The organism is Kitasatospora sp. NPDC090308 (assembly GCF_044769485.1).
GTDB lineage: Bacteria > Actinomycetota > Actinomycetes > Streptomycetales > Streptomycetaceae > Kitasatospora > Kitasatospora fiedleri.
The window spans coordinates 25,221-42,095 of sequence record NZ_JBIVXY010000018.1 but is presented as its reverse complement, the minus strand read 5'-3'; the positions used below and the strand labels follow the sequence as shown (position 1 = coordinate 42,095).

The 16,875-nt window shown below is 73.7% G+C and carries 13 protein-coding genes; 6 read left to right on the top strand and 7 right to left on the bottom strand.

Going from position 1 to position 16,875, the window contains the following annotated elements; all coding sequences use genetic code 11:
• Positions 1–22 precede the first annotated feature (22 nt).
• The 7 genes from ACIQVD_RS29935 to ACIQVD_RS29905 all read right to left on the bottom strand — a co-directional run bounded on the left by ACIQVD_RS29935 (position 23) and on the right by ACIQVD_RS29905 (position 9,150).
• A complete protein-coding gene (locus ACIQVD_RS29935; protein WP_400690993.1) occupies positions 23–1,459 on the bottom strand; it encodes a carotenoid oxygenase family protein in 1,437 nt (478 codons plus the stop codon).
• A 121-nt stretch (positions 1,460–1,580) separates the two neighbouring features.
• A complete protein-coding gene (locus ACIQVD_RS29930; RefSeq protein WP_400690996.1) occupies positions 1,581–2,513 on the bottom strand; it encodes a hypothetical protein in 933 nt (310 codons plus the stop codon).
• Complete coding sequence (locus ACIQVD_RS29925; protein WP_400690998.1) at positions 2,510–3,736, bottom strand: MFS transporter; 1,227 nt, start codon at positions 3,734–3,736, stop codon at positions 2,510–2,512. The genes ACIQVD_RS29930 and ACIQVD_RS29925 overlap by 4 nt, the downstream gene beginning before the upstream one ends.
• The gene (locus ACIQVD_RS29920) at positions 3,736–5,109 is read right to left on the bottom strand and encodes an alkaline phosphatase family protein (protein WP_402292292.1); all 1,374 of its coding nucleotides are present in this window, start codon (positions 5,107–5,109) and stop codon (positions 3,736–3,738) included. The genes ACIQVD_RS29925 and ACIQVD_RS29920 overlap by 1 nt, the downstream gene beginning before the upstream one ends.
• 161 nt (positions 5,110–5,270) lie before the next feature.
• Entirely contained in the window at positions 5,271–6,113 is an 843-nt protein-coding gene (locus ACIQVD_RS29915; RefSeq protein WP_400691004.1) for a lysostaphin resistance A-like protein, read from the bottom strand.
• A 302-nt stretch (positions 6,114–6,415) separates the two neighbouring features.
• Positions 6,416–7,783, bottom strand: a complete 1,368-nt coding sequence (locus tag ACIQVD_RS29910; protein ID WP_402292291.1) for a hypothetical protein — start codon at positions 7,781–7,783, stop codon at positions 6,416–6,418.
• A gap of 152 nt (positions 7,784–7,935) precedes the next feature.
• Positions 7,936–9,150: an ROK family protein gene (locus ACIQVD_RS29905; protein WP_402292290.1), complete on the bottom strand. Its 1,215-nt coding sequence runs from the start codon at positions 9,148–9,150 to the stop codon at positions 7,936–7,938.
• 194 nt (positions 9,151–9,344) lie between these two features.
• Between ACIQVD_RS29905 and ACIQVD_RS29900 the strand changes: the two genes are divergently transcribed.
• The 6 genes from ACIQVD_RS29900 to ACIQVD_RS29875 all read left to right on the top strand — a co-directional run bounded on the left by ACIQVD_RS29900 (position 9,345) and on the right by ACIQVD_RS29875 (position 16,801).
• On the top strand, positions 9,345–10,694 hold the full coding sequence (locus ACIQVD_RS29900; protein ID WP_400691012.1) for an ABC transporter substrate-binding protein: 1,350 nt from the start codon (positions 9,345–9,347) through the stop codon (positions 10,692–10,694).
• A complete protein-coding gene (locus ACIQVD_RS29895; protein WP_402292289.1) occupies positions 10,691–11,704 on the top strand; it encodes a carbohydrate ABC transporter permease in 1,014 nt (337 codons plus the stop codon). The genes ACIQVD_RS29900 and ACIQVD_RS29895 overlap by 4 nt, the downstream gene beginning before the upstream one ends.
• Complete coding sequence (locus ACIQVD_RS29890) at positions 11,701–12,519, top strand: carbohydrate ABC transporter permease (protein WP_400691018.1); 819 nt, start codon at positions 11,701–11,703, stop codon at positions 12,517–12,519. Before ACIQVD_RS29895 ends, ACIQVD_RS29890 begins: the two co-directional genes overlap by 4 nt.
• Before the next feature lie 126 nt (positions 12,520–12,645).
• Positions 12,646–13,938 carry a Gfo/Idh/MocA family protein gene (locus tag ACIQVD_RS29885; protein WP_402292287.1) on the top strand — a complete coding sequence of 431 codons (1,293 nt, stop codon included), beginning with the start codon at positions 12,646–12,648 and terminating at the stop codon, positions 13,936–13,938.
• A 196-nt stretch (positions 13,939–14,134) separates the two neighbouring features.
• Positions 14,135–15,976 (top strand): ricin-type beta-trefoil lectin domain protein, encoded by a 1,842-nt coding sequence (locus ACIQVD_RS29880; RefSeq protein WP_402292286.1) that lies wholly within the window; start codon positions 14,135–14,137, stop codon positions 15,974–15,976.
• A gap of 159 nt (positions 15,977–16,135) precedes the next feature.
• A complete protein-coding gene (locus tag ACIQVD_RS29875) occupies positions 16,136–16,801 on the top strand; it encodes a GntR family transcriptional regulator (protein WP_402292285.1) in 666 nt (221 codons plus the stop codon).
• Positions 16,802–16,875 lie beyond the last annotated feature (74 nt).

The following is a 16,875-nucleotide window of genomic DNA, read 5'->3' as shown; positions in this document are numbered from 1 at the left end:
GCCCCCGGCCGGCCCCCGCCCGTCAGAGCGGCGGCGGCCCGTCCTCGGTGGGCAGCCAGCAGCCGTGCAGGCCGAGCGGGACGCGGACCGGGACGCGGGCGCGGGCGATCGGCCCGGCGGCGGGGTCCGCGGCGGGGAGCACCAGGAACCAGCTGGTGCCGTCGGTGCGGTCGGTGGCGAAGGTGAGCCAGTAGCCGTCCCCGCCGCTGCCGCCGGGGGCGTGGACCGGCTCGCCGACCGAGAGGTCGCCCGCGTCCCAGTGCCGGGTGGTGCCGTCGGCCAGGTCGTACCAGCGGATCGCGTCGTACTCGCCGGACAGCAGGTCGGCGCGGCCGGTGGTGGCGGCCAGCGCGGCGTACCGGTGGCGGCGGCCGAGGAGGCGGTCGTCGATGCGGGGGAACTCGACCCGGGCGTCGTCCAGCACGGTGCGGGACAGGGTGCCCGTACCGGGGTCGATCCGGGCCCGGACCAGGGCGCCGGTGACGGGCGGCTCGCCGGGGCGGGGGCCGCCGAGGGCGAGGCGGCTCCACTGGACGTAGTCGAGGACGACCGGGGCGTCGGCCTCCGGGCCGTCGTCGTAGGCGTTGACGGTGTGCCACATCCAGAACGCCTCGTCGGCGGCCCAGCGCGGCGGGCCGCCGTCGCGCGGGACCAGGACCACCCGGGTGCCGTGCTCGGGCCGCCAGGCCAGGAACGAGCCGCCGGCCATCGCCGCGTCGAGGTCGAAGAAGGCGGGGGCCAGCACGAGGACGGCGTAGCGGCCGGTGAGTGCCATGTCGTGGATCATCACGGGCCGGTCCACGCCGTCGATCGGCGTCGGCCCGTTGGTGACGGTGCCGTCCCGGCCGATCGTCGCCCAGGTCAGGTACGGCGGTTCGAGGGCGTAGCAGAAGACGACCATCTCGCCGGTGAGCGGGTCGGTCTTGGGGTGGGCGGTGATCCCGGCGGGCAGCGCGCCGTCGAAGTCCTCGGGCCCGAGGGTGGCCAGGCCCGGGCCGATCCGGAACGGGCGGGCGGACTCGGCGAGGGCGAGCAGCCGCCCGCCGTGCCGCACCACGTTGACGTCGGGCAGGTCGCGGAAGGTGCCGGCGAGTTCGGGGCCGACCTGCTCGGCGGACGGCAGGACCATCGACTCCAGCCCGCCCCACAGGGCGCGGCCCGCGCGCTCCTCGGCCGCCAGGGCGGGGGTGCGCACGAAGCGGTTGCGGTAGCGGGCCCGGCCGCCGGAGAGCCGGACGCCGTGCAGCATGCCGTCGCCGTCGATCGGGTAGAGGTAGGAGCCGACCGGGGTGAACCGGGGATTGGGGCCGTTGCGCAGGTACAGGCCGTCGAGGTCGTCGGGGATCTCGCCGGTCACCTCCAGGTCGGCGGCGTCCACCTCCTCGGTGACCGGCGCGAACGCCCCGAGCAGGTGCGGTACCCGGGTCGGGTCGAACCGGGTGCGTGCTGGCGTGTCCATGGGGCCTCCCGGAGCACGGTCTCGGCACCTTCCAGTGAACCCCCCTCGCCCGCCCGTGGCCAGTGGCCCGTGGCCTGTAGCCGCGGGTGGGGGCCGGGTCGGCGTCCGGGGCGCGCGGCGGTCAGCGCAGCTGGGCGGGGGACTCGGCGTCCCGGGCGAGCAGCCGGGGGGTGCCGCCGCCGTCGGCGGGGACGGTCCAGGTGTCGGCGCCGGTGCCGTGGTCGTGCGGGAGGCCGTAGGCCACGGTGGCGTCGTCGAGCCAGGCCGCCTGGTCGTCGACGCTGCGGGTCTCGGCGAGCGGGGTCTCGGTGCCGTCGGCGAGGAGCAGGACGGTCAGCCGCCAGGTCTGGTCGGGGAGCATCTTCTTGTAGGCGATCCGGGTGCCGTCCGGGGAGAGGGACGGGCACTCGACGTTGTCCTTGAGGACCTGGAGGTCGCGCCGGGCGAAGTCGCCGCGCACCAGCGAGCGGTGGCCGCCGGTGGACAGGGTGGCGTAGAAGGTGTTGTCGTCGGTGGTGAAGGTGACGCCCCAGACGTTGGCGTCGGCGGGCAGCGGGCGGCCCTCCTCGGTGAAGCTCTCCAGGGTGCCGACCAGGGTGCCGGTGCGGGTGTCGAGGATGCCGGAGCGGGTGGAGAAGCGCCCGCCGTTGTAGGAGTCGCCCGCGACGAAGACCGTCCAGGCGACCATCCGGCCCGAGGGCGAGACCCGGGCCCGGCTGGGCGTGCCGTTCAGCGGGATGCTGCGCAGCTGGTTCAGGTTCCGGTCCAGGACGGTGAGTTGGTAGGAGCCGGGGCTCTCCCGCAGGCACACGCCGGTGCCGGACGCGGCGTACACCCGGGCGCAGTGCAGGTCGGTGCCGGAGCGGGTGCCGTCGGGGTGCTGGAGGGCGAGGGTGCCGCCGGCGGTGTCGCGCAGCAGCAGGCCGGGTGCGTCGAGGGTCACCGCGCGGCGGTCCCCGGCCGGGGCCGGGTGGGCGCGCAGCAGGGTGTAGCCGACGGCGACGGCGGCGAGCAGCACGGTGGCGGCGAGGGCGGTCAGGACGCGCCACTTCATCGGGTGGTTCCTTTGAGCAGGGGAGCGGCGGCGGCCGTGGCCGCGACGGCGGCCGCGGCGGCGGCCAGGCAGGCGGTGGTGCTGCCCAGGTGCTGCCAGGCCAGGCCGAACAGCAGGGAGGAGACCAGGTAGGCCAGGGCCTGGCAGGTCTGGACGAGGGCCAGGCCGGTGGTGCGCAGCTCGGGGGCGGTGAGCGGGCCGGCCAGCGCCATCAGGACGCCGTCGGTGGCGGCGTAGAAGGCGCCGTACAGCAGCAGGACGGCCCAGAGCGGGCCGCGCCCGGTGGCCAGCAGGAGGTAGACGGCGAGCAGCGCGCCGTAGCCGCCGAGGGCGACCGGGCGGCGGCCGATCCGGTCGGCGAGCCGGCCCAGCGGCGGGGCGAGCACCAGGTAGGCGCTGGCGGTGCCGACGGCCAGCAGCGGGAAGGTGGTCAGCGGCAGGTCGTCGCGGTGCTGGAGCAGCAGGTAGACGAAGCCGTCGCCGACGGTGGCCAGGCCGAGCAGCGCGGCGCCCGCGCAGACCGCCCGCAGCGGCCCGGCCTTCAGCAGGGCGAGGGCGGCGCGCGGGGAGACGGCGCCGGGCGGCAGCGGCTGCTCGCGGTCGCGGACGAACAGGGCGAGCAGCAGCACGCCGAGCAGGGCGAAGCACAGGCTGGTGACGAATACGGCGTCCCAGGAGCGCCCCGCCCCGCCGGCCAGCGCGAGCACGCCGAGGGCCACGACCGGCCCGGCGAACGCGCCGAGGCTGTCGAGGGCGCGGTGCGCGCCGAAAGCCCGGCCGAGCTGCTCGCGGGGCGCGGAGAGGGTGATGAGCGCGTCGCGCGGGGCGGTGCGCAGGCCCTTGCCGGTGCGGTCGGCGGCCAGTACGGCGCCGACCGCCGCGGGCGCGGCGGGCGTCAGCAGCAGCCCGACCTTGGCGAGCGCGGACAGGCCGTAGCCGACGGCGGCGACGAGTTTGCGCCGGCGGAGCCGGTCGGCCAGGTAGCCGCCGGCGAGGCGGGTGAGCGCGGTGGCGCCGGTGTAGAGGCCGTCGAAGGCGCCGTACTGGGCGACGCCGAGGTGCAGGCCGAGGACCAGGTAGGCGGGCAGGACGGCGGTGACCATCTCGGAGGAGACGTCGGTGGCCAGGCTGACCAGGCCGAGCGCCAGGACGTTCCCGGTCAGCACGCGGCGGGCCGGGGCCCCCTTGAGGGAGGCCCCGGGGCGGGTGTCGGTGAGGTACATCAGCTGAGCGTGAGGTCGTCGAACCAGGTGATGCTGGGGTCGCTCGGGTGGTTGTCGTCGTGGTTGACCAGCTGCACGGTGTACGAGTGGCCGGGGGTGAGCTTGTCGGTGACCTGCTGCCAGGAGCCGTTCGCCGTGCAGGTCTTGGGCAGCGGGGTGCTGGTGCTGCCGCTGGTGTTGTGCTTGACGACGACGGTCGCCCAGGCGTACGCCACGGTGTCCTTGCAGTCGCCCTTCCACCAGAGGGTGAGCTTGGTGACGCCGGGCGGCGCGGTGAAGGTCTGGGTGAGGACGGAGTCGCCGTTGGTGGGCGAGGCGGAGCCCACCGCGGCGGCGTAGGCGCCGGAGTGCGGGGCGGCGGCGATCGCGGTGGTGCCGGTGCGGGTCCAGCCGGTGAACGTGCCGTACTCGAAGCCGCCGTTGACCAGGCCCGGGATCGGGGTGGGCGAGGGGCCGGGCGAGGCCGGGCCGGTGGGGGAGGGAGTGGCGGTGGGCGGCGGCGAGGTGGTCCACACGTCGGTGATCGGGGTCGCGCCGGCGGCGGAGCCCAGCGGGGCGAGCCCGTAGGCGTCCTCCAGCGTCCGCAGCACGCTGTAGTGGTTGATCTGCTCGGCGTAGGTGCCGGGCCGGACCTTCTCGCCGACCATGACGGTGGCGATCTGGTTGATCGAGCTGAAGTTGTCCTCGTCGAAGGTGGCGATCAGCAGGCTGTTGTGGGTCTTGGCCCACTGCGCGTAGCCGTCGAGGTTGTTCTTCAGCCAGGTGTCCCCGGTGCCGACGGCGCAGTCGTGCATGTCGTTGCACATGTCGGGGGTCACGAAGGAGACGGTGGGCAGCTTGCTGTAGTCGGTCGGGAAGGTGCCGAACGGGACGCTGCTGGCGGCGGGCACGTTGTCGAAGTCGGCCCACGGCGCGTGCTTGCGCTGGTAGGTGCCGCTGGAGCAGCCGGTGTAGCCGGTCGAGGGGAGCGCCTCGGAGTAGCCCTTGAACGTGTACCCGGCGGAGAGCAGTTGGCTGCCCAGGTTGGCCGTCCCGGTGAAGTTCTTCGGGCAGGAGTCGTCGGTGACGCCCTGCTGGGAGCCGGAGAACAGGGCGAGGTAGTTCGGCTGGCTGGGGTGGGTGACCCCGTAGGACTGGGTGAAGCTCGCGCCCTGCGCGGCCAGGGAGTTGACGTACGGCGCGTTGGCGCTGCCGATGATCGTCGAGTAGTCCTTGTTCTCGAACAGCACGATCACGACGTGGTCCGGGCGGGGCACGGCAGCGGCGGCGGCAGCGGTCGTGGTGCCGGAGAACCCGGTGTCCACGGCCAGGACCGAGCCGACGAGGGCGAGCGCTCCCGCGAGGAGGGAGGCGATCACCGGCTTCCTGATCATTGTGGTCGTCCTTACTGAGGACGGACGCTCGCGGCGGAGCGCTCGGCGCGGGAGGGTGTGGGGCGCGGCAGCCGGGCGGGGCCGGACGCCTGCGGCGGCTGCATCATGGCAGGCGACCGGCAGGACATGTCAATGGTGTTTGCCGACTGGCCACCCACTTGTCAGACAACGGCCGAATCCGGGCCGTCGGGGCCCCCGTCGGCGGGCGGGAGGCGGGTGGGGGCGGCGCCGGCGGCGGCCGGTTCGACGGAGCGGCGCCTGACGAGCAGGACGACGATCAGGACGACCTGGAGCACGATCGGCAGCACCGCGCCGGGGTACGCCGCGGGGTCGGCGCCGACGCCGTTGGACAGCAGGCTGAAGTCCCACAGGCCGTGGACCAGCATCGGCAGCAGCAGGGTGGAGCCGACGCGCAGGCACAGGTAGAAGAAGTAGCCGGAGGTGGAGACGACGACGGCCTGCAGGACCGCCTGCGCGCCCGAGCCGATGGCGTTGCTGAGGTGGACGAGGCCGAAGACCACCGAGGTCCAGAGCGCGACCCGGCCCTCGCTGAACCCGGCCTTCCGGAAGACCTGCACGCCGACGCCCCGGAACATCAGTTCCTCGCCGACGCCCACGCACACCGTCACGGCGAGCAGCGCCGCCACCATGGACGGCGGCTGGTCGGCGAGGTTCGGGTAGTTCACCGCCAGGACGGCGACGACCAGCATCGAGACCGGCACGAACCGCACCCAGCGCCGCACCGGCACCCGGCAGCGCAGCACGTCGCCCCACCAGCCGAGCCGGCTCACCAGCACCGCGCCGAACACCACCGACAGGCCGATCGGGACCAGCCCGTTGCGGACCAGCGCCTCGGTGGTGGGGAACTCGCTCTTCGCACCGCCCCGGTCGACCCCGATGAGCAGGCCGAGGCCCTGGATGATCGCGAGGTAGACGACGACCACGGCGAGGAACCACGGCCAGGTCAGCCGCCGGGTTCGGGCGTGGGACGGATCTGCGGCCATGGGGGCTCCGTTCGGGCGCGGTGGCGGCTCCGCCCGCGGGGAGGCGCGCGCCCCGTGCGCAGGACGGAAATACCTGCACATGAAAGGCAGATGCTCATTTCTACCCCCGATATCGGTGAATCGGGCGAATCCGGACGGGCGGGGGTGTCGGCGGCCCGGGAACCGTATTCGGCCATCGTCGCCCGGTTGCCGCCGACGTGTGGGGGGCGGACCTCGCCCGGGGTGCCGTCCTCGGCGCCGCTGCCCCGGGTGCCGGCGCGGGTCTCGCCGCCCGCCGGCCCCCGGGCCGCCCGCGAGCGGGGCTACGGGCCCTTGACGTCCGACTGCCGGCCGCTCTTGAGCAGGCAGTCCCGGAACTCGTACCAGGGCGCGGTGCCGGTCCAGCGGAGGAAGCCGGTGTCGCCGGTGCCGGCCGTCGCGTTGATGAAGCGGCAGCCGTCGTAGAGCAGCTTGCCCGCGGTGGTCGCGGTCGGCGCGACCACCTGGTGCGAGCCCATCAGGGTGCAGTCCTGGTAGCGGACCATCGGCCCGCGCGAGGGGTTGACGGTGTCGAAGCGGTACACGTGGGTGACGGCGGACGGGGCCCAGCTCTGGAAGGAGTTGGCGGTGTCGTCGCAGGAGACGAAGGTGATGGTGCCCTTGTACCAGGCGGAGTCGATCAACTTGTGCCCGGCGCCGCGCAGTTCGAACCGGATGCCCTGGACCAGCAGCCGCATGACCGAGTCGGCCCGGGTGGCGGCCTGCGCGCCGAGCTGGAAGACGGTGCCGGTGGAGGCGGCGTCGGTGATGATGTAGGAGCCGCCGATGAAGTTCATCGACCCGCCGCGCTCGTTGCGCACGAACACGCCGGACTTGAACTCGGCCTTGCAGTCCCGGAACCAGTAGTTCAGGAACTGGTCCTGCTGCGAGACGGCCGGGGTCATGCCGATCACCAGGAAGGCGTCGGCGTAGGACCCGCCGATCTGGCAGTGGTCCCAGCCCATCTCGCTGTTCAGGTTGGCGGTGGCGGGGCCGTCCAGGCCGATGCCGACCTTCCAGCTGCCGCGCCACTCGACGTCGGTGTACCAGGTGTCCTGCACGCCGTACGCGGCCGAGGACCGGGCGAGGTTGAACGTCGCGGTCGGGTCCAGGCTCTCGAAGGTCAGCCCGCTGATCCGGATGTTGCGGTACCGCTGGTCGTTGGTCCACAGCACGGTGTCCCGCGCGGCCGGCGCGTACGTGATCCGGGACAGCCGCTTGCCGTAGCCGACGATCGCGATGCCGTCCACGACCTTCTTGGCCACCTCGCCGCTGACGTTCGGCAGCAGCGAGTCCGGCTGGTTCAGCAGGTAGTTGCCCGGCGGGACGAGCAGCACCTTGGTCGGCGTCGGGCCGCCCACCGGGTTGACCTGCTCGGTGGCCAGCAGCTCGGCCGCCGCCGCCCGGAACGCCGCGTCACTGGCCGTCCGCCCGGTCGGGTCGGCCCCCTTCGCCAGGACGTCCACCACGTAGCCGTCCACCCCGGTCGCCGCGCCGGCCGCCGCGGCGCTGCCGCCGCCCAGCACCAGGCCCCCGGCCAGCGCCCCGGCCCCGGTGAACCCGGCCAGCACCGCCCGCCGCCCGGGCCGCCCCGCCGTCCCGTCGGCCCGCTCCCGGCCGTCGCCGTTCCCTCGCCCCGTGTTCCTGGACACGCGTTCCCCCTCGTGATCGGTCGTCATCGTAGGGGTGTGATCATCTGTCATGTCCGTTCGGATGAAAAGGTTTTCCCGCGTACTGACCCGAACTCCGGTGCGGTAGGCGGAGTTTGCCACGAAAAGTCGGCGCCGGCCGGCCCGGCCCCCGGTCAGGTGGTGGCGGTGGTGCGCAGCTCGAAGACGTCCTGGTTCAGCGGGCGTTCGACGGCCGGGACGGGTGCCGGGGCGGGTGCCGGGTCGGCCGCGGGCCGGGGTTCGGGCGCGCTGCGGAAGTCGAAGAGGTTCCGGTCGACGTGGTCGAGGGCGAGCCGGACCGCTCCGAGGGCGACCGTCTCGGCGCCGAGCTGGGAGGCGCGCACCTCGGGCGCGTCGAGGCAGAGCCGGCCCAGGTGGCGGCGCATGGGGACGGCCAGGATCTCGCCCGCGACGGAGATGCCGCCGCTGATCACCACCAGGTCCGGGTTGACGGTCAGCACCATGGCCGCGGTGCCCTGGGCGTAGGTGCGGGCGAAGCGTTCGACCCGGTCGAGGGCGGCCGGGTCGCCGTCGGCGGCGGCGGCGAAGACCTGCGCGGTGTCGGCCTCGCCGCGCAGGTCGGCGAGGTCGCTGCCGTCCCAGCCGAGGATGGCCAGTCCGGCGATCTCGCCGGCCGCGCCGGTCCGGCCGCGGTGCAGCCGGCCGCCCAGGACGAGGGCGGCGCCGGTGCGGTGGCCGGTGAGCAGCTGGATGAAGTCGTCGGTGCCCTGGGCGGCGCCGCGCCAGTGCTCGGCGAGCGCGGCGAGGTTGGCGTCGTTCTCGGCGAAGGCGGGGCAGTCGAACCAGCCGGACGCCTCCTCGGCCAGGTGCAGGTCGTTCCACTCCGGCAGGGGCGTGGACAGCCGGACCCGGCCGGTGCCGTCGACGATGCCCGGCACGCCGACGCACAGGGCGCGCAGCCGGGCCGCGGGGTGCTCGGCGAGCAGGCCGGCCGCGGCGTCCCGGATGGCGGCGAGCCGTTCCTCGCGGGTCGGTCCGGCGGCCAGGGCGGCCCGCCGGGTGTCGATCAGCCGGCCGTCGAGGTCGGCCAGGAGCAGCAGCACGGAGTGCGCGCCGACGTCGATGCCGAGCACGTGCCCGGCGTCGGCCCGGAAGCGGTGGCGCCGGGCGGGCCGTCCGATGCTCTTGCCGGGGGCGACCTCCTCGACCCAGCCCAGCCGGGCCAGGTCGTCCAGGACCTGGTCGACGGTCTGGCGGGAGAGCGAGGCGGCCTTGCTGATCTGACTGGTGGTCATCGGTTCGCGCCCGCGCAGGGCGCGCAGGACGGCCTCCAGATTGAGCCGGCGCAGCACGGCCGGATCGCCGCCGACGAGCGCTTGACCCTTCACCGGACCTCCCTTCCCCCGGCCGCCCTGGCGCGGCCCGGGAGCCATCATAGGACACCTCCGGCGACATATGCAGGATAGTTACGAAAGAACCCGACCGAACTGTTGACGTGGCGCTTCGCGGCTTCCTACGATCCTGCCAACCCCTTAAGCAAGAACCCTTCATAAGGGTCGCACCCCCCACCGAGGAGCCGGCCATGCCGTCGTCCACCCCCACCTCCGGCCGCAGAGGCCCCCGCCGCCCGGCCCTGGCCGCCTGTGCCGCCCTGCTCGTGGCGGGCCTGGCGAGTGCCTGCGGCACCCCCGGCACCGCCCCGGCCTCCTCGACCGCCCCCTCGGCCGTCTCCACCGCGATCACCACCGACAAGGTCACCCTGTCGGTGCTCAGCTCGGACACCTCCGAGACCACCAAGGCGCTGAGCGCGGCGTTCCAGAAGAAGTACCCGAACGTCACGGTCGACTTCCGCTTCACCGGCGTCGACAGCTACGACACCAGCCTGGACCTCACCCTCGGCTCCGACAGCGCGCCCGACCTGGCGCTGCTCAACAAGCTCGGCAACACCGCCAAGGCCGGTCTGATCCGCCCCCTGGACCCGTACGTCGACGCCTACGGCTGGGACAAGTCCGTGTCGGCCAGCGAGCTGGACCAGTGGCGCGCCGACAGCCAGGGCAAGACGCTGGGGGTGGGCAAGCTGTGGGCCGCGCCGGCCGGCTTCTCCCTGGTCGGCGTCTACTACAACAAGGACATCGCGGCGAAGCTGGGCATCGAACCGCCCACCACGCTCGCCGAGTTCGAGCAGGACCTGGCCAAGGCCAAGGCCGCCGGCGAGCTGCCGATCCAGATGCCCAACATGCAGGGCCAGTCGTCCTACCTCTTCCAGGCCCTGACCGACAACTTCCAGGGGCCGGACAAGAGCACCGCGTGGGCGTTCGGCAGCTCCGGCAGCAGCCTGGAGAACGACCCCGCCACCCGGGCCGCCCAGAAGGTGGCCGACTGGGCCAAGCAGGGCTACCTGCCGAGCGGCGCCAACGGCACCGACGGGGCCGCGGCGATGACCGCCTTCACCAAGGGCCAGGGCCTGTTCATGTTCGACGGCAACTGGGACGCGACCGCGGTCGACAAGGCGCTGCCCGGCAAGGCCGGCTTCTTCACCCTGCCCGGCGAGAGCGCCGGCGCCCCGGCGACCGGCGTCGGCACCTCGCTCGCCTACGCCATCCCCACCAAGGCCGAGCACCCCGACCTGGCCGCCGCGTTCCTCGACTTCATGACCACCCCCGAGGCCGCGGCCATCGAGTTCGCCAGCGGCTACATGCCCGTCGCCCAGGCCGACACCGTCAAGACCCCCGACAACAGCATCCTGAAGGACTACGCGGCCGCCTGGGCCGGGGTCGCCAAGAGCAACGGCCTGGTGCCGTACTTCAACAACAGCACCCCGACCATGAACGACACCCTGACCTCCCAGGGCCAGCAGCTCGTCGCGGGCCGGACCTCGCCCGCCGACTACCTGAAGGCGCTGCAGGACGACTGGCAGAAGGGCCACAAGTGACCGCCGCGCACCAGCCGGCACCCAGGACCGCCGCCCCGGCCCCAGCCCGCACGCAGCGGGCCGGGGCGGCCCCCGCCGCGGGCGGACGGGCGGCGGCCCGCCGGGGGCGCTCCGCCGGTGCCGCCCGGAGCCGCGCCGGGCGCGGCCCCCGCCGCCAGCGGGTCGCCTACCTCTACCTGCTGCCCGCGCTGCTGCTGTACACGGCGTTCGTGATCGCGCCGTGGCTGCACACCCTGGAGCTGTCCTTCTACCGCTGGGACGGCGTCACCGCCGGCGTCTGGACCGGGCTGGACAACTACCGGCAGGTGCTCACCGACCCGCAGCTGATCGGCTCGCTGTGGCACGCCCTGGGCTTCATCGGCTTCTACACCGTGCTGCCGATCGCCGCCGGCCTGGTGCTGGCGGCCGTCATCGGCCGGGCCCGGCAGGGCCGCAACTTCGCCGTCTCCCGCACCGTGCTGTTCCTGCCGCAGATCGTCCCGCTGGTCGCCGTCGGCGTCATCTGGCGCTGGATGTACGCCCAGGACGGCACCGTCAACCAGCTGCTGGACGCGGTCGGCCTGCGCTCCTGGACCCGGGCCTGGCTCGGCGACTTCACCTGGGCCTACGTCGCGGTCGGCCTGGTCGGCAGCTGGGTGATGCTGGGCCTGTGCCTGGTGCTCTTCCAGGCCGGCATCCAGAAGATCGACACCAGCCTCTACGAGGCCGCCCGGATCGACGGCGCCGGGCCCGTCCGGGAGTTCCTCTCGGTCACCCTGCCCGGCCTGCGGGCGGAGATCGGCGTCGCGGTCACCGTCACCGTCATCTCGGCGCTGGCCAGCTTCGACGTCGTCTACGTGACCACCGGCGGCGGCCCCGGTGACACCACCACCGTGCCCGGCCTGCTCATCTACCGGCTCGCCTTCACCGGCGGCGAGGTGGGCACCGCCTGCGCCCTGGCCGTCGTCCTCAGCCTGCTGATCTCGCTGGTGGTCCTCGCCATCGGCCGCCTCACCCGGGAGCGCGCATGAGCCGCACCGACCGCCTGACCGGCCGCGCGCTGCTGGCCGTCTTCTGCGCGGGCGTCCTGATCCCGTTCGCCGCGCTCCTGCTGGCCGCGCTCAACCCGCCCGGCACCCCGCTGTCCGGCCTCTCCCTGCCCGAGCACCCCACCCTGGCCGCCTTCGGCCGGGCCTGGTCCACCGCCGGGTTCGGCCGCCTGCTGGCCAACAGCGCGATGGTCGGCCTCGGCGTCGTCCCGCTCGCCCTGTTCTGCGCGACGCTGGCCGGCTACGCCTTCGCCACCATGCGCTTCCGCGGCCGGGAGGTCATCTTCGGCCTGCTGCTGCTGGGCCTGACCCTGCCCTACGAGGCCGCGGTCGTCCCGCTCTACTACGACCTGCGCTCGCTGGGCCTGACCGACACCCCGGTCTCGCTGATCCTGGCCCTGGTCGGCCTCTACATGCCGTTCGGCGCGTTCTGGATGCGCCAGCAGTTCACCGCGCTGCCCAAGGAACTGCTGGAGGCGGCCTCCCTGGACGGCGCCTCCAGCTGGACCGTGCTGTGGAAGGTGCTCGTCCCCTGCGTCCGCCCGGCCCTGACCACCCTGGGGCTGCTGTACTTCCTGTGGGCCTGGAACCAGTTCCTGCTGACGCTGATCCTCATCCAGACCCCGGCCCACCGCACCGCCCCCGCCGGCCTGGCCTTCTTCGTCGGCGCCCACACCACCGACGTGCCGATGCTGGCCGCCGCCACCCTGATCGTGATCGGTCCCGTGGTGCTCGTCTACCTGCTCTTCCAGCGCAACTTCGTCGCCGGCATGGTCGCCGGAGCCGTCAAGGGCTGACCCCGGCCCGCCCTCCCGTGCCCGCGCCTCCCGCGCCCGCGCCTCCCGCGCCCGCGCCGCCCTGCCGCGCCCGTCCCGGGCGCAGCACGCCCTCCTTCCGCCTCCCGACCCAAGGACCCGTCGCCCATGACCCCTCCCCTTCGCCTGCTGCTGGTCGGAGCGGGCAACCGAGGCAGCACCTACACCGGCTACGCCGCCCGCACCGGCCGCGCCGTGGTCGCCGCGGTCTGCGAACCCGACCCGGAGCGCGCCGCCCGGGCCCGCGCCGCCCACCCGGACGCGGAGATCCTCACCGACTGGCGACCGCTGGCGCAGCGGCGGAAGTTCGCCGACGCCGTCGTGATCACCACCCAGGACGCGGACCACGTCGAACCGGCCGTCGCGTTCGCCGGACTCGGCTACCACATCCTGCTGGAGAAGCCGATGGCCACGACCGAGGACGACGTCCTGCGCATCATCGACGCCGTCGAGCGGGCCGGCGTCATGCTCGCCGTCTGCCACGTGCTGCGCTACACCCCCTACACCCGGGCCCTCAAGCGGATCGTCGACTCCGGCCGCCTCGGCGAGGTCGTCAGCGTCGAGCACCTGGAACCGGTCGGCTGGTGGCACCAGGCGCACTCCTACGTGCGCGGCAACTGGCGCCGCGAGGCCGACGCCACCCCGATGCTGCTCGCCAAGTCCTCGCACGACCTGGACTGGCTCTCCCACATCGTCGGCCGGCCGGTGCTGCGGGTGTCCTCCTTCGGCGGCCTGAAGCACTTCCGCGCCGAACAGCGCCCCGAAGGCGCCACCGACCGCTGCCCGGACTGCCCGATCGAGGCGTCCTGCCCCTACTCCGCCAAGCGCCTGTACGTCGGCTGCCTGGGCGACCCGGACCGCGAGCGCTGGCCGCTGTCGGTCGTCACCCCCGCCCGCACCGAGGACGGGGTGATCGAGGCGCTGCGCACCAGCCCCTACGGCCGCTGCGTGTACGCCTGCGACAACGACGTGGTCGACCACCAGGTGGTCAACCTGGAGTACGAGGGCGGCGCCACCGCCTCCTTCACGATGACCGCGTTCACCGAGTACGCCCAGCGCAAGACCCGGATCTTCGGCACCCACGGGCAGCTGGAGGGCGACGGCGTGCAGGTCACCCTGACCGACTTCCGCACCGGCGCGAAGGAAGTGCTCACCCTGGGCCTGGAGGGCGCCGACGCGGGCACCGGGCACGGCGGCGGCGACGAGCGGCTGGTCGACGCGTTCCTGGACGCCCTCGCCACCGGAGACCCCCACCGCATCCTGTCCGACCCGCGCACCAGCCTGGAGAGCCACCTGGTCGCCTGGGCCGCCGAGCGCGCCCGCCACGGGCACACCGTCGAGCCGATCCGCAGCCGCTTCCCGGTCGGCGCCCCGGCCGCCCCGGCCGCGCCGACGCCCTGAGCCTCCGCGCCCCCTGCCCCACCCCCTGACCCGGCCCCCGAGCCGGGCCCCTGGAACTCCGCCCCCACCCGCCACCGGCGTCCGCACCGCCGGCGGCGGCAGCGGACCGCGGCACCCTCGCCGCACACACCCCCCGTCCGGGCGGCACCGCACACCGCCCGGACGGGACGACCACCCCCACCGAGAGGACTCAACGATGAGGACAACCGCAAGACGCCTGCTCACCGGCCTGCTGGCGACGGCCACCGTCGCCGCCGGCCTCGGCGCCACCGTCCCGGCCACCGCCACCGCCGCCGCGCCCGCCGCGCCGGTCGTGTTCTCGCCCGCCACCATCGCCCCCACCCCGTACCTGGGCTGGAGCAGCTGGAGCCTGCAGGCCACCACCTACCCGGGCGTCAACCCGCACAGCTGGTCCAGCTGGCTCAACGAGGACCACATCCTCCAGCAGGCCAACGCGCTGGTCTCCACCGGCCTGGCGTCCGCCGGCTACACGTTCGTCAACATCGACGCCGCCTGGTACGCCGACATCGACCGCAACCCGCACTTCGACGCCTACGGCCGGATCGACCAGGACACCACCCGCTTCCCCGACCCGATGGCCACCGTGGTCGACAAGGTGCACGCCCTCGGCCTCAAGATGGGCGTCTACGACTACGCCGGCATGGCGAAGGAGGCGTACAACCTCAACGCCCCCGTCTACGGCACCACCCACGGCTGCACCACCCAGAACGCCGTCCTCAGGGACTCCACCGGCGCCCCCGTCGTGCTGCCCAGCGCCTGGGACAACGCCTACGCCCTCGACATGTCCGACGCCAACCCCTGCGGCTACGAGTACATCCACTCGGTCGCCCAGAAGCTCGCCGGCTACGGCATCGACTACCTCAAGCTCGACGGCGTCACCCCCTCGGGCACCTCGGGCACGGTCGCCGACCTGGCCAGGAGCAGCTACTACGAGGTCGCCGGCTGGCGCAAGGCGTTCGACGCCCTCGGCTGGCAGGGCCACCTGGAACTGTCCTGGGCGATGCGCAAGGACGAGGCCCCCTACTGGCAGCAGAACGCCACCGGCGTCCGCACCCAGGGCGACGTCGAGTGCTACTGCAGCACCCTGGTCGACTGGAACCACGTCGTCTCCCGCTTCACCAGCGCCCCGGGCTGGGCGCCCTACACCAAGCCCGGCTTCTTCCCCGACCTGGACTCGCTCGACGTCGGCAACGGCGCGATGGACGGCCTGACCGACGACCAGCGCCGGACCGCCACCACCCTGTGGTCCATCGTCAACTCCCCGATGTACACCGGTGACGACCTCACCAAGCTCGACTCCCTCGGGCTGTCGCTGCTCACCAACCCGGAGGTCATCGCCCAGAACCAGCAGGGCCTGCCCGCCAAGCCGGTCAGCCAGGCCACCAACCAGCAGACCTGGTACGTCCGGAACAAGGACGGCAGCTACACCGTCGCGCTGTTCAACCTCGGCTCCACCGCCGCGACCGTGACCGCGAACTGGGCCGACCTCGGCCTGCGGACCGCCCAGTCGGCGGGCGTCCACGACATGTGGACCCACACCGACCTGGGCGCCGGCACCGGAAGCTTCAGCGCCACCCTGCCCGCCTACGGCTCCCGGCTGCTCAAGCTCACCCCCAGCGGCCCGGTCGCGCCCAGCGGCCCGATCACCGGCCTGGCCGGCAAGTGCGCCGACGTCAAGGGCGCCGTCTCCACCGACGGCACCGACCTCGACCTGTGGGGCTGCAACGGCGGCGCCAACCAGAACTGGACGATCCCGGGCGACGGCACCGTCCGCGCCTACGGCAAGTGCATGGACGTCCGGGGCGGCGCCACCGCCGCCGGCACCAGCGTCCAGCTCTACACCTGCAACGGCACCCCCGCCCAGTCCTGGACCTACCAGAGCGACCACACCCTGAAGAACACCAAGTCCGGCATGTGCCTGGACGTCGCGGGCGCGACCAGCACCAGCGGTACCCGCCTGGACATCTGGCCCTGCAGCGCCGCCGGCAACCAGCTCTGGAACCTGCCCACCGCGTGACCCGGCCACCGGGCCGCCGGTGCGGCCCGGTGCACGGGGCGGGCGCGGCCGGACCGATCCGGCCGCGCCCGTCGGGCCCGACGGCGGGAGAACGGGGGAGAACGGGGGAGAACGGGGGAGGAGGCGTGGAGCGGCGGCCCGATCGCCTACGGTGTGGGCATGGGTACCTGGGCGAAGTCGCTGCCGCCGGTCAAGAGCAAGGCCGATCTGGCCTACGAGAGCCTGCACCGGGCGATCGCCGACGGCGATCTGAAGCCGGGCGAGCGGGTCAACATGGACGAGCTGTCCCGGGCGCTCGGGGTCAGCAAGATCCCGATCCGGGAGGCGGTCAAGCGGTTGGAGTCCGACGGGCTGCTGGTCACCCGGCCGCACGCCGGCCCGGTGGTCGCGGGGGTGGACGCCGCCGAGATGCGCGGGGTGTTCCTGGCCCGGGAGGCGATCGAGGCGCTGGTCGCCGAACTCGCGGCGGCCCGGATCACCGAGGACCGGCTCGCCGAACTGGCGGACGTCCAGGCCCGGATGACCGCCGCCCTCGACGCCGGGACCACCGAGCGGATGGCGGAGCTGAACTCCCGCTTCCACGGCGTCCTCGCCGAGGCGGCGGGCTACCGGGTGCTGGCCGAGCTGACCGACCAGCTGCTGCTGACGGTGCGCCGCTACCGGGTGGCCGCGCCGCTGGACACCGGCAGCTGGGAGGCGGTGGTCGCCGAGCACGAGGTGCTGCTGACCGCGGTGCGCTCGCGCGACCCCCGGGCCGCCGCCGACGCCGCCCGGGCGCACATCCGCTCCCAGGCCGACCAGGAGCCGGTGCCCCGGGAGGGCTGACCCCGCGGGGCGTGTCCGGACCGTTGCGCTGGGTTTGTTGAGCCTTGGACAGTAGGCAGGATATCGCATACGAT

Coding starts and splice junctions, on each gene's coding strand:
- ACIQVD_RS29935 (WP_400690993.1), bottom strand. CDS start 1,459: ATGGACACGCCAGCACGCACCCGGTTCGACCCGACCCGGGTACCGCAC.
- ACIQVD_RS29930 (WP_400690996.1), bottom strand. CDS start 2,513: ATGAAGTGGCGCGTCCTGACCGCCCTCGCCGCCACCGTGCTGCTCGCC.
- ACIQVD_RS29925 (WP_400690998.1), bottom strand. CDS start 3,736: ATGTACCTCACCGACACCCGCCCCGGGGCCTCCCTCAAGGGGGCCCCG.
- ACIQVD_RS29920 (WP_402292292.1), bottom strand. CDS start 5,109: ATGATCAGGAAGCCGGTGATCGCCTCCCTCCTCGCGGGAGCGCTCGCC.
- ACIQVD_RS29915 (WP_400691004.1), bottom strand. CDS start 6,113: ATGGCCGCAGATCCGTCCCACGCCCGAACCCGGCGGCTGACCTGGCCG.
- ACIQVD_RS29900 (WP_400691012.1), top strand. CDS start 9,345: ATGCCGTCGTCCACCCCCACCTCCGGCCGCAGAGGCCCCCGCCGCCCG.
- ACIQVD_RS29890 (WP_400691018.1), top strand. CDS start 11,701: ATGAGCCGCACCGACCGCCTGACCGGCCGCGCGCTGCTGGCCGTCTTC.
- ACIQVD_RS29885 (WP_402292287.1), top strand. CDS start 12,646: ATGACCCCTCCCCTTCGCCTGCTGCTGGTCGGAGCGGGCAACCGAGGC.
- ACIQVD_RS29880 (WP_402292286.1), top strand. CDS start 14,135: ATGAGGACAACCGCAAGACGCCTGCTCACCGGCCTGCTGGCGACGGCC.
- ACIQVD_RS29875 (WP_402292285.1), top strand. CDS start 16,136: ATGGGTACCTGGGCGAAGTCGCTGCCGCCGGTCAAGAGCAAGGCCGAT.